This window comes from Streptosporangium sp. H16 (assembly GCF_051918855.1).
In the GTDB taxonomy this organism is placed as follows: domain Bacteria; phylum Actinomycetota; class Actinomycetes; order Streptosporangiales; family Streptosporangiaceae; genus Streptosporangium.
This window is the reverse complement of sequence record NZ_JBPXMD010000016.1, coordinates 19,546-31,302: the sequence shown is the minus strand read 5'-3', so window position 1 is coordinate 31,302 and position 11,757 is coordinate 19,546. Positions and strand designations below refer to the sequence as shown.

At 72.3% G+C, this 11,757-nt stretch carries 9 protein-coding genes; all 9 read right to left on the bottom strand.

What is annotated here, in order from left to right; genetic code table 11:
• Nucleotides 1–14: 14 nt before the first annotated feature.
• On the bottom strand, nucleotides 15–800 hold the full coding sequence (locus tag ACTOQ2_RS25380) for a polyphosphate kinase 2 family protein (RefSeq protein ID WP_440102766.1): 786 nt from the start codon (nucleotides 798–800) through the stop codon (nucleotides 15–17).
• A gap of 186 nt (nucleotides 801–986) precedes the next feature.
• Nucleotides 987–3,005 carry a CehA/McbA family metallohydrolase gene (locus ACTOQ2_RS25375; RefSeq protein WP_440102764.1) on the bottom strand — a complete coding sequence of 673 codons (2,019 nt, stop codon included), beginning with the start codon at nucleotides 3,003–3,005 and terminating at the stop codon, nucleotides 987–989.
• 190 nt (nucleotides 3,006–3,195) lie between these two features.
• A complete protein-coding gene (locus tag ACTOQ2_RS25370; RefSeq protein ID WP_440086601.1) occupies nucleotides 3,196–3,807 on the bottom strand; it encodes a GTP-binding protein in 612 nt (203 codons plus the stop codon).
• Nucleotides 3,788–4,174: a DUF742 domain-containing protein gene (locus ACTOQ2_RS25365; protein WP_440067136.1), complete on the bottom strand. Its 387-nt coding sequence runs from the start codon at nucleotides 4,172–4,174 to the stop codon at nucleotides 3,788–3,790. Before ACTOQ2_RS25365 ends, ACTOQ2_RS25370 begins: the two co-directional genes overlap by 20 nt.
• Nucleotides 4,171–4,635 (bottom strand): roadblock/LC7 domain-containing protein, encoded by a 465-nt coding sequence (locus ACTOQ2_RS25360; protein ID WP_440067137.1) that lies wholly within the window; start codon nucleotides 4,633–4,635, stop codon nucleotides 4,171–4,173. Before ACTOQ2_RS25360 ends, ACTOQ2_RS25365 begins: the two co-directional genes overlap by 4 nt.
• Nucleotides 4,636–4,734: 99 nt before the next feature.
• On the bottom strand, nucleotides 4,735–7,491 hold the full coding sequence (locus ACTOQ2_RS25355; protein WP_440102762.1) for a nitrate- and nitrite sensing domain-containing protein: 2,757 nt from the start codon (nucleotides 7,489–7,491) through the stop codon (nucleotides 4,735–4,737).
• A 212-nt stretch (nucleotides 7,492–7,703) separates the two neighbouring features.
• Nucleotides 7,704–9,389, bottom strand: coding sequence for a prenyltransferase/squalene oxidase repeat-containing protein (locus ACTOQ2_RS25350; RefSeq protein WP_440102760.1), 1,686 nt, complete (start codon nucleotides 9,387–9,389; stop codon nucleotides 7,704–7,706).
• The gene (locus ACTOQ2_RS25345; protein WP_440102758.1) at nucleotides 9,386–10,306 is read right to left on the bottom strand and encodes a terpene synthase family protein; all 921 of its coding nucleotides are present in this window, start codon (nucleotides 10,304–10,306) and stop codon (nucleotides 9,386–9,388) included. The genes ACTOQ2_RS25350 and ACTOQ2_RS25345 overlap by 4 nt, the downstream gene beginning before the upstream one ends.
• Entirely contained in the window at nucleotides 10,303–11,691 is a 1,389-nt protein-coding gene (locus ACTOQ2_RS25340; protein WP_440102757.1) for a cytochrome P450, read from the bottom strand. The genes ACTOQ2_RS25345 and ACTOQ2_RS25340 overlap by 4 nt, the downstream gene beginning before the upstream one ends.
• Between the last annotated feature and the right edge of the window lie 66 nt (nucleotides 11,692–11,757).

The following is an 11,757-nucleotide window of genomic DNA, read 5'->3' as shown; positions in this document are numbered from 1 at the left end:
CGACGGCGGCCTCGCTACTCGTCGGCGGCGCCGCCCGTCGGGGAGGAGATCACCGGCTTGTGGCCCCTGGCGGCGAGTTCGGCCTCGACCGCGGCGCAGACGGTCTCCGCGACCGTGACGCGGGCCAGGCGCTTGTCGTCACCGGGGACCACGTGCCAGGGCGCCTTCGGGTGGTCGGTGCGGGCGAGCATCTCCTCCACCGCGACCTCGTACTGCGGGCGCTTCTCGCGGTTGCGCCAGTCCTCGTCGGTGAGCTTCCACGCCCGCAGCGGGTCGCCGGCCCGATCCCGGAAACGCCTGAGCTGCTCCTCCTCGGAGACGTGCATCCAGAACTTGACCATGATCATGCCCTCGGCGGCGAGGGTCCGCTCGAACTCCACGATCTCCCCGTACGCGCGGGACCACTGCTCCTCGGTGGCGAAGCCCTCGACCCGCTCCACCAGCACCCGGCCGTACCAGGAGCGGTCGAGCACGGCCATCCCGCCCCAGCCGGGCAGGACCGGCCAGAACCGCCACAGGAAGTGGTGGCGCTTCTCGTCGTAGGTCGGCGCGGCGAACTGGGCGACGCGGACGTGGCGCGGGTCCAGCGGGCGCGCCAGCCGCTTGATCGCCCCTCCCTTGCCCGAGGCGTCCCAGCCCTCGAAGACCACACACAGCGGCGGGCCGATGCGCTGCTCGCCGACCTGGCCGCCGAGCGTGAGCCGCAGGCGGAGCAGGCGATCCAGGGCGGCGTCGAGACGCTCGGAGGCGTCCTTCTTGGTGAGCTTCTGCGACAGGTCGACATCAGACAGGCGGTTCATGCCGACAAGCCTCGCATGTCCCGGCCCGCGAACGGTCCGGGCGAACGGTCCGTGTCCCGCCGCCGCGCGGTCCCGGCCGGGCGTCCCCGGCCCGGGCCCCGGGCCAGGTCCCGGCGTGGGTTCCGGCGTGGGTTCCGGCGCCACGGTGCCGAGCCGGGCGGGTACGGGAGCGGCCGCCGCGCGCCGTCAGGCCAGGCGGTCCCGGTAGACCTCCCTGGCCCGGCCGATCAGGGCGAGGTGGTCGGTGAGCTGCCCGCCGGTCTCGAAGGTGCCCTCCTTCCGCAGGAGCGTCTCCAGGGCGTCCAGCCATTCCAGGCACCAGCCGACGTCCTCGGCCCTGGCCACGTGACGGCCGCCCACGTCGAGGTAGACCGGGCTGGTGTGGGCGTACACCTCGCCGGTGAACGACCGCTCGTGCGGTCCGCCGGTGGCGAGGGCGACGACGTAGGTGGGGTCGCCGGCGACCAGTTCTGCGGTCAACTCGCCGGGCGGCCCCTCGGCCAGCACGCCGTCCGCGGTGCGGATCTCCAGCCGTTCCACCTCAGGGCCGACCGACCGGACGGTGATCGTGACCCGCTCCCCCGGTGACAGCTCCAGGGTGGCCCCGGGGCCGTGGCCCGCGACCGACAGCTCCAGCCAGGGCCCCGTGGTGCCGAAGGTACGGCCCCGCCTGACCGCCTCGGCGAACGACGCGGCGGTCAGCGGCCCGTCCACCCTGGCGTAGACACGCGCCCAGCCGGGCGGGTTGGACTGGTTCCTCCGCCGGGCGAAGGAGATCATCGCGTCGGTGCCCGCGGTGACCGCGACGCGGTTGCCCGCTCCGATCAGGCGCCGGTAGACGGCGGCGGTCGCGGTGATCGAGGTCTGGCTGAGCACGTCCAGGGTGTCGACGAGGCCGAGCGCCGCGTCGGCGACGATCTCCCGGGAGGAGCAGTTGCGCCCCCACCGCAGCGCCTTGTCGGGTCCGTCCATGTCGGTGAACGGATTGTGGAAGGGGTGGCTGTAGCCGGTGACGGCCCCCAGGCCGCGGAGTTCCTCGCAGGCGACGCTGTTGGGCGGCCAGTCGGCGGTGCCGAGGAAACCGGTGTGGAAGCGCGAGGGCGGGGCCGAGACGCCGAACGCGTAGAGGTGGCCGAGCAGGTCGTTGCGGTACTCGACGCCGATCCTCGCCACGTGGGAGGCGTCGGACCAGGGCAGGTCCCGCCCGGCCCAGTGCTCGAGCGCCTCGAGGTCGTAGACCCGCTCGGAGGAGACGTTCCCGGCGACCAGGTTGAGGACGTGCAGGTCCTCGCCGTGCTGCATGATCCCCGCGAGCCCGGGCGTGCCGACCATGTCGCCCGCCCAGTTGAGGTGGACGTGCATGTCCCCGCCGTACCAGCCCAGGGCGGCCGCGTCGTAGAGCCGCCCCGGGGTCAGCTCGACGAGGGTCTCCCCGTCCGGTGCCGGGGTGACCGTGACCTGCGCCGAGCCGTACTCCATGCCCCTGGACACCCGCACGGTCAGCGTCTCTGCCGGGACGTCCAGGACCAGGTCGTCCCCGTGGAAGTAGGGCATCACGTGGTAGTCGTGCCGGTCGGGGGCCCCTTCGGGGTACCAGCCCTGGCCGTGCTCGCCGTACACGCTCCACTTGCACGGGAAGCCCGCGCGCACCCGGAGGCGGGCCGCGGGGGCGGGGCGGGTCAGCGGCGACAGGTCGACCGGTACGCCGTCGGCGACCACCTCGCTCCGGCTCGTGATCTTGATGAGCCGGGCGCCGCCGGGTCCGACCACGTGCGCCCGCCCGTCCGCCAGCACGGTGGCCGGCCCGGACCTGCTGGAGTCGAGCAGCAGCGTCGTGCGCAGGTGCCTGCCGTCCAGCACGGCCTGCGCCCGTGCCCGCAGCGCGACTCCCCCGTCGGTGAGGCGGAGCGCGGCGAGGTTGCCGAGCACCCGGCCCGCGAGGACGCCGCGGACGACCTCGTCCATGTCCAGCTCGTCGAGACGGTCCCTGAGCTCCTCGAACGGCACCTCGGGATAGCGGGTGCCGAGCATGCCGTAACAGACTTCCCAGAAGCTCGTCGTGCCCATCAGGTAGGCGTCGGTGGCCATGGACCTGACGTAGAAGATGGGATCCTCGCCCCAGGTGACACCGTGCTCGTCCAGCAGCGCCCGGTACTCTCCGAGCGCCCGCGCGACGGTGAGAGGAATAGTCGGATCGTCACACATAGGTCTCCCCGCACGGTAGGACGCAGGTGATCGCCGCTATCGTGACACGCCGGATACGGGGTGTTGTTGCAGGGCGTCCGGCGGTGAGGGATTCGTCCCTACCGGAGGGGTAAAAACGCTCCCGGGGCGGTGATGACCCGCCCCGGAAGGGCCCGTCGCGTCCTCGTGCCGCGGCCCGTCCCGCAGGAGGTCAGGCGCCCGACGGCTGGGACGTCGTGCCCAGCCGCATCCGCATCGCGTGCTCGACGAGGGTGATGAGCACCTCCTTGCCCGACTCCCGCTGCCTGGCGTCGCACAACACGATCGGGATGTCCTCGTGCAGGGTCAGCCCGAGCCTGACCTCGTCGAGCTCGTAGCGGCGGGCCCCGTCGAAGCAGTTGACCGCGACGATGAAGGGCGTCTCACGCCGCTCGAAGTAGTCGAGCGAGGGAAAGCAGTCGGCCAGCCTCCGGGTGTCGGCGAGGACCACCGCGCCCAGCGCGCCCAGCGCCAGCTCGTCCCAGAGAAACCAGAAGCGCTCCTGGCCGGGCGTGCCGAACAGGTAGAGGCGGTAGTCGTCGCCGATGGTGATGCGGCCGAAGTCCATCGCGACCGTGGTGGTCTTCTTGGTCTCCACGCCCGACAGGTCGTCGACGCCGATACCCCGGTCGCTCAGGGTCTCCTCGGTGCGCAGCGGCTCTATCTCCGAGACCGCGCCGACCAGCGTGGTCTTGCCCGCGCCGAACCCACCGGCGACCAGGATCTTGATCGCCTTGGGCAGCTTCACGCGCCCGGCGTCGCGACTAGAGCGCACGGAGTCCATCGAGCACCGCCCTGTACAGCCTCTCGTCGTGCATGTCCGTCTCCGAATGCGGTTCTTGCATGGCGATGAATCCCTGGTCGAGCAGGTCGCTGAGCAGGACACGGACCGTGCCTGCCGGAAGGTTCGTGTGGGCCGCGATCTCCGCGACCGACTGGGCCTGCCGGCAGAGCCGGACGATGGCCAGGCACTCCGGGTCCAGCCCCGGTTCCCTCGACGAGACCTGCCGGATGGTCACCACCAGGGTGATGAGGTCGAACCGGCCGCGGCTCGGTTCGGTCCTGCCCCGCGTCAGGACGTACGGCCTGACGATCGGCCCCGCCTCGTCGCCGACCCACTGGGTGTCGGGCTGCTCGTCGAAGATGCTCATCGTGTGCCGTCGCCTCTGAAAGCGTCGGCCCTGAGGGAGGAGTCACCCCTGAAGGAGGACTCGGCCGTCCTGGTGGGCGAGGTGAGGTACTGCCCCACGCGGGTGACGAGCATGGCCATCTCGTAGGCCACCAGGCCGACGTCGGCCTCGGCGCCGCAGAACACCGCCAGGCAGGCTCCCTGCCCGGCGGCGGTGACGATCAGGTACGCCGTCCGCATCTCGATGATGGTCTGGCGCATCGGCCCGCCACCGACCCGGTCGCTCACCCCGCGGCCCAGGCTCTGGATCGCCGACCCGACGGCGGCCAGGTGCTCGGCGTCGGCCGGGGAGAATCCCGCCGACGCGGCCAGCAACAGGCCGTCGGTGGAGAACACGATTCCGTGCTGAGCTTCCTCCACCCGCGAGACCAGGTCGTCCAGCAACCAGGCCAGGTCCGTGAAGGATCCTGTTCCCTGCACCACTCGTTGTCCTCTCCTTCTGCCTTCCGACGTCACGCCGCCGGTTGCCGGCGGCTCATCGGCGCCTGCCTGGCACGCGCGATTTGAGATCGTTCACTGGGGTCACACGGCGGGCCCGCCCTCGTCCGCGGGATCGTCGTCGCGATCGAGCAACTGGGCGGCGTCGTCGCGGCCTCGGCGCGTACCGGCCTGGAAGGACGACATGGCCGCGCGGATCATCTCCGGCGAACGCTCGTCGGCGTCGTCGGCCGGGGGCGGCGGCGCGGGCTCGTCCTCCTGCAGGGGGGCGGCGAGGTGGGTCTGCGGAACGCGCCTCGGCAGGCCACCCGGGGTGTGACTGCTGTCGGGCGGGGGCAGCACGGGCGGCAGCGACGTCCCGGAGCCGCCCGGACGCCCGTGGGCGCCGGAGTCGTCGGGCCCCGCGCCGGGAGCACCCGGCGAGGCGTGGGATCCGGGGCTCGTGAAATCGGGCAGCCTGCCGGGTGCCCCGGTCTCGGGCATCTGCCTGAGTGCCGAGGGATCGGCGAAGCGGCCGGGAAACGTCGGGTCGGTGAAACCCTCCGCGGGCGCCGGACCCGCGGAATGCCGTCCGGAGGGGGTCTGGTCGGCGCGGCCGGCCGGAAGGCCCGGATCCGTGGAACGGCCGGTGTGCGGCGGGGTGAAGAGACTGCCGGGATCGGCGAAGCCGCCGGAGGACGCCTGGTCGGCGAGAAGGCCGGAGGGCGCGGGGCCCGCCCGATGCGACCTGCCGTTGGCGGGCGGCGCCGGCTCCCACGCCTCGGCCCCGGTGCCGGGAACGTGCTCGCTGATGACCTCTCCCTCCGCCCCGGCGGCCCGCACGGGGCCGCCGGTGATGCCCAACGGGTCGCCCACCCTGCCGCGGACCGCGGCGACCGCGGAGGTGGCGCCGTTCATCTCCTTGCCGCTCGCCGGGCGTGCCTGCGGCACGCCGACCCCGACGGAGGGGCCCGGGTCCTCCTCGCTGATCAGTTCCTGCGGGATGAGGACGACGACGGTCGTGCCCCCGTACGGGGAGGACTTGAAGGTCACCCGGATGTCGTGCCGTTCGGCCAGGCGGCTGACGACGTACAGGCCGAGGCGGGCGTTGCCGGAGAGCTTGAGCTCCGGGGGGTTGGCGATCCGCTCGTTGGCGTCCGCGATGTCCGCGGGACTCATGCCCAGGCCGCGGTCCTCGATCTCCAGCGCGTAGCCGTGTGCCACCAGGTATCCGCCGACCTGCACCGTCGTGTAGGGCGGGGAGAAGGAGGCGGCGTTCTCGACGAGCTCGGCGATCAGGTGGATGACGTCGCTCACCGCCCGGCCGTCCAGCGAGACCTCCCCCAGGGGCATCACGTCGACCCGGGTGTAGTCCTCGATCTCGGCGAGGGAGCCGCGGACCACGTCGATCATCGGGACCGCGTCGCGCCAGGCGCGGCCCGGCGCGGCGCCGGAGAGCACGAGGAGGTTCTCCGCGTAGCGCCGCATGCGGGTCGCCAGGTGGTCGAGCCGGAACAGGTCGCGCAGCTCCTGCGGATCGTTCTCGCGCCGCTCCATGACGTCGAGCACGCTCAGCTGGCGGTGCACGAGCGACTGGGTGCGGCGGGCGAGGTTGCGCAGGATGTCGGCGATGTCGCGGCGCAGCTGGGCCTGCTCCGCGGCGACCTTGATGGCGGTCCGCTGCACGGCGTTGAACGCCTGGCCGACCTGCCCGATCTGGTCGTCTCCGAACTTGAGGGGAGGCGCCTCCGCCGCGACGTCCACCACCTGCCCGTGACCGATCCGCTCGACCACGGCGGGCAGCCGCTCGTTGGCGAGCTCCCAGGCGGCGGCCCGCAGCTTCTCCAGCTGCTGGACCAGGGCGCGGGCCGTGGTGATGGCCAGGACGACCGAGGCGATGACGGCCACGAGCCCCAGGCCGCCGGCCAGCGCGAGCCGTACGATGACGCCGGCGGCGACCGGGCCCGACCGCTCGACCACTCCGCTGCCGGCCGTGAGCACGGCCTGCGTGAATTTGGTCTGCGCGGGCTGGGCGTCGGAGCTCCACCGCGTGACGTCGATCACCCCGGCCTGCACCACGTTCGGGTCCTCGATCAGCTGGTCCTCCATGGCGCGCAGCCGGACGAACTGGTCGCCGGCGACCAGCCGCCGGTAGGCCTCCTGGTCGGCGGCGGGCAGCTCGGCCACCGCCTGGTCGGTGACGAAGCGCCGCGTGCCGACCATCTGCGTGAGCCTGACCTGCTCGCCGTCGGCGAACCGGCCCGCCGTCAGGGCGCCCATCACCAGGGCGTCCTCCTGGGCCAGCATGTCCCGGGCCCGGTTCATCCCGATGAGCGTGCGGGTGTCCTTGGCGAGTTCCTCATCGTCCAGCGTCGCCAGCGAGTCGTAGACGCGGAAGATCGAGTCGACGATGGCGGTGAACTCGGTGGCCGCCCAGGTCCGGTTGACCCGGCCGGCGTCGATCGCCTTGCGCGCGGCGGGCAGGTCGTCCATCAGCTCGCGGGTCTCGCCGAGCCGGCGCTCAAGGGCGGGACTTCCCAGCAGCCGCACCCCGCTGCCGCCGGTGAGCTCCCGGAAGTGCGCGTCGGCGGCGTCGGTGCGCTTGCGCTGGGCGGCCAGCGCCTCGCGCCGCTGGCGTTCCGCGCCGGCCGATCCCAGGGTGATCGCGGTCAGCCGCCGCTCGGCCTGCAGTTCGACGATGAGCCGCTCGCTCGGGTCGGCGACCTCGGTGTTGAGGGTCGCCACGCCCAGCATGTTCAGACCGTCACGGACCGTCACCCATGCCGTGAACGCCCAGAGCGCGGTGAGCGACACCAGAAGTGCCGTGACCTTGGTCCGCAAGCTCGCGTTACGCAAGCGCATGGTATCCACCCCGGGAAGGAGAAAGAAAATAGCCGGCATTTTTCATGGCGGTTGACACATACCGGTCAAACAGGTCAAACGGTCGCCACATCGCGGGGGTCGGCGGGACACCCCACATCACACCCGCCGAACCATAGCAATATCACTAAAAACCCTCAAGGCGGACAGAGTGGATACGCCCTTGTGTCCTGTTTTGAATTCACGGTCAATTCTCAATACGGGTCATCCTCGGGAATGGCGAGCGCGCCTCGCGCCAGGTGCAGCGCGCCCAGAACGGCCGCCCTGACGATCGCGACCGGCAGATACAGGTCCTTGTCCACCCAGAGCGACGGCGCCTCGTCGTCACGGGTGGCCAGTAGGTGGCGGTACCCGCGCTCCACGGCCTCCCGCCACCGCCCCTCCCGCGCCGTGCCGGCCAGCAGCAGGGTCTGCAGCGCGTAGGCGGTTTCCTCCGCGGTGCCTCCCCACCGGCCCCACGACCCGTCCCCGCGCTGGGTGCCGAGCACCCAGTCCACGGCACCGCCCACCGCGCCCGCCGACCTCCCGCCGCCGAACTCGCGCAGCGCGATCGCGCAGCAGGCCGTGGCATAGTACGGCGAGACGTGCCAGCGGTCCGTCCAGCTGCCGTCCGCCTCCTGGCGGTCACGCAACCAGGCCGCCAGCTTGGCGACGACGGCCGCGTGGCGGGGCTCTCCCCCGCACTGGCGCAGGTACTCGCCGAAGGCGTCGAGCACGTGCGCGTTGGTCGTCGGGGACATCCCCTCCTCCCCGCGCCAGGTGCAGAAGTGGGTCTCCAGCTCGAACGGCCACAGCCCCTCCGGCTCGCGCGGCTCGCCGAGCAGCGCCAGCGCGTACAGGGCGACGGAGGTGGTGTCCGCGTCGGCGGGCAGGCCCGGACCCGTGGCGACCCCGTCGGGGCCGAGCCCGTCCCGCAGGCTCGCGACCAGCTCCGGCGGTGCGTCCACCGGGATTCCCGCACGCCGCAGCCAGCTCAGCGTCCAGCCGCGCTCGAACACGGTGACGGGGAGGGTGCACGGTACCGGCCCGCCCGTGGAGGCCACCACGGCCTCCAGGTACCGCCGTACGGCGGCCTCGTCCCCGGACCTCGCGGCGCGGTCCCCGAAGGCGGAGGCGTCCACGGTTTCGGGGACGGCGCCCCCGGAGGCGTCCCCCGCTCCGGGCCGGGAAAGCGCGGCCAGCCAGGCAGCGCTCGCCCCTGGGGAGGCACCGGCGGCCGCCATCCCGCCGGGCATCGGCGTGGGGAGGATCCCGGAGGCGGCCGTCGCCTCCGGGCCCGCGACCTCGAGGGCGTGGACCAGTTTCTGCGGGATCGCCGCGCCCGACATCAGCCACGCCCTGACGGCCGCCAGCTTGGCGCCGCCCATGCCCGGGGGCGGTTCCGGGCCCTCCCCGCCGAGGTGCCCGTCGATCAGGGCGAGCAGGGACGACACGATGAGCTCGATCGCGGGCGTGTCCGGCGGCCAGGTGGCCGGGAAGGACCAGTTCCGGACGGCCTCCAGCCCGCGGTCGGCGGCCTTGGCCAGGAGCGCGGGATCGGCGGTGGTGTCGCGGCCGAGCTCGGCCAGCAGCGCCTCCACCGCGCTCAGGGTGGGGACGAGCGCGTGGTCACCCGACGAGGACCAGCGGCCGTCCGGCCGCTGGGTGGCGAGCAGGTACCCGACCCGCTCGGCGTGCCCGGCCAGCCAGGGCGCCAGGCTCACCACCCGGCCGGTCTCGTACGGCGAGGCGGACACCTGGCCCCAGGGCTCGGCCAGCAGCCCGGCGACCAGTTCGCGCGCCTCGGCGGCCGCGTCGATCCCGGCGTGGTCCTCCACGCCGATCCCGGCGCCGGCTCTCGTGCCGGGTTCCGTGGTGGCGAGCAGGCCGTCGACACTCACAAATCCCCCCAGTAGTCACCGACCTGGTAGAAGCCCGCACAGAAGTCCATCTGTCGTTCCATGTAGCCCGCCAGCTCCGGATGGGCGGCCCGCAGGGGGGCGACCAGTTCCCGGCTCCGGGCCGCGAGCCCGGCGATCCGCCGCTCCACCTCGGCGCGGTCCAGGCCGAGCAGCAGGACGTTGAGATCTCCCCAGGCGACGTCCCGCTCGTAGGTGCCCAGGTCGTTCAGGAGGCGGATGACCCGTTGCACGGCCCAGCCCGCCTCGCGCAGCGCGCCGATGTCCGCGACCGCGCCGGAGCCCGTGACGTGGATCCAGTGGGCGGCGAACACGTAGGAGAAGCCGAGGTTGTCGGCGTTGCCGAGATACTCCTCATAGGTCGGCGTGACCTTGTCGGTCTTCCAGCGCCACTCCGTGAGCATCCCGTCCAGCATGCGCTTCAGCTCGTCGCGCCAGACCGGGCCGAGCTCGGGGAACGCGGGCGAGGACGCGAGCTCGTCGCGGATGTCGCCGAGCATGCGGGTGAGGTCGTCGCCGGGGACAGGCGGGGCGCCGCCGGCCACGTCCAGGCAGCGCCGGGCGACCTCCTCCACCTCGGGCGACGTGGTGGCGACGTAGTCGACGAGCCAGTCCAGGCCGAACGCCCACAGGGAGACCTTGTTCGCCATCCGCAGCTGTCCGGCGTCGAACCAGGGGCCGCCGAACGCCATGGCGAGCGAGAGCGTGCTGTACAGGGCCGCGTCGAACGGCTTGGCGGAGAACAGGCCGGGATATGTCTCCGCCCACTCCCGCATGTCCCGCTGGGACCGCCCGGCACGGGCGCAGATCGCCCCGGCCTCCCTGGCGTCCGGCCGGGCACCGGGATCGGGCCGGACGTCCGAACCGGGCCGGGTACCGGGATCGGGCCGGCGCGTCATCGCAGGGCCCCGCTCCGGTCGCGGCCGTTGAAGGACACGCCCAGCGCGACCTTCTGCCGGGGGCGCAGCGAGGCGGCCCAGCCGGTGTCGAACGGCCCGGGGGTGCGCACCGACATCCGGAACCGGCTGAGGATGCTCGCGACCACGAGCGGCGCCTCGACGTAGAACAGGGGCTCGCCCAGGCACCTGTGCGGGCCGCCGCCGAAGGGGAAGTAGGAGTACCGGTGCCTGCGCTCCTCGCTCTCCGACCGCCCGGGCGCGAACCGCTCGGGGTCAAACTCGTCCGGGCGCTCCCAGAACTCCTCCAGCCGCTGGGTGGCGTACGGGGTGACCAGCACCGAGGATCCGGCCTTGATCCGCACGCCGCCGATCTCCGCGTCCTCCATCACCCTGCGGGGCAGGAACCAGCCCGCCGGGTACAGGCGGAGGGTCTCCTGCAGGACCATGCGCGTGTAGACGAGGCGGGGGATGTCCTCGGGCACGGCCGGCCCCTCGCCGACCACCTCGTCGATCTCCGCCTGGAGCCTGGCCGCCACGTCCGGGTGCTCCTCCAGCAGCAGCCACAGCCAGGTGAGGACCATCGCGGTGGTCTCCGAGGACGCGGCGTACACGCTCACCAGCGCGTCGCGGATCTGCTTCTCGGTGAGCCTGTCACCGTTCTCGTCCACGGACCGGCAGAGCACGGAGATGACGTCGACGTTGTCGTCGGGGTTCGCCATCGCCTTTCTCACAATGGGGAACACCACGTCGTCGATCGATTCGACGGCCTTCAGAAAGGTCCGGTCGCCGGGGATCCGCATGAAATACGGCATGAACGGCAGGAGAATCCGATAGACGAGCGAATAGGACGCCTGTTCGAAGGCGGGGATGATGCGTTCCCCGTCCTCCCGGTTCAGCTTGTCCCCGAACAGCACCCGGTTGACGATGTAGCTGAGGATCCGGGACATCTCCGTGGCCGCGTCGAAGTCGCGTCCCGACCGGACGTACTCGTCCCATTCCTCGACACGCCCGGCGACGCGCCTGGACACCTCGTCGGCGATCGTGGCGATGTACCGCGTGGTGAACAGCGGCTGCAGGACCTTCCGGCTGTTCTGCCAGTGCTCGCCGTCGCTCATGATGCTGTGCCCGAAGAGCCGCTCCAGGGGGCGCCAGAACATGCCCAGGCGCTGGTGCTTGGTCCATTCGAGACGCATCACCTTCTGAACGTGGTCGGGATGGGTGACCAGGTAGGGGCGGAAGGGCCCCAGCTCCAGCCGGAGGACCTCCCCCCGGGACTCGCGCGCGAACTCGGCGAGCGCGCCCGCCGGTTCGCGAAGCAGCTTCGGCAGGGCCCGGTGCATCGGAACGGATCTCGCCCGGCGGCCGGTACGGGCGCGCACGTCCATGGACATAGGTAAACGTCTCCCACCTCGCGTGACGTGAATTCGCGCAGCACAAGACAACCGCCCGCA

Excerpts from the sequence above, each read along its gene's own strand:
- ACTOQ2_RS25380 (WP_440102766.1), bottom strand. The coding sequence starts at position 800 with ATGAACCGCCTGTCTGATGTCGACCTGTCGCAGAAGCTCACCAAGAAG.
- ACTOQ2_RS25370 (WP_440086601.1), bottom strand. The coding sequence starts at position 3,807 with ATGGACTCCGTGCGCTCTAGTCGCGACGCCGGGCGCGTGAAGCTGCCC.
- ACTOQ2_RS25345 (WP_440102758.1), bottom strand. The coding sequence starts at position 10,306 with ATGACGCGCCGGCCCGATCCCGGTACCCGGCCCGGTTCGGACGTCCGG.
- ACTOQ2_RS25375 (WP_440102764.1), bottom strand. The coding sequence starts at position 3,005 with ATGTGTGACGATCCGACTATTCCTCTCACCGTCGCGCGGGCGCTCGGA.
- ACTOQ2_RS25340 (WP_440102757.1), bottom strand. The coding sequence starts at position 11,691 with ATGGACGTGCGCGCCCGTACCGGCCGCCGGGCGAGATCCGTTCCGATG.
- ACTOQ2_RS25355 (WP_440102762.1), bottom strand. The coding sequence starts at position 7,491 with ATGCGCTTGCGTAACGCGAGCTTGCGGACCAAGGTCACGGCACTTCTG.
- ACTOQ2_RS25365 (WP_440067136.1), bottom strand. The coding sequence starts at position 4,174 with ATGAGCATCTTCGACGAGCAGCCCGACACCCAGTGGGTCGGCGACGAG.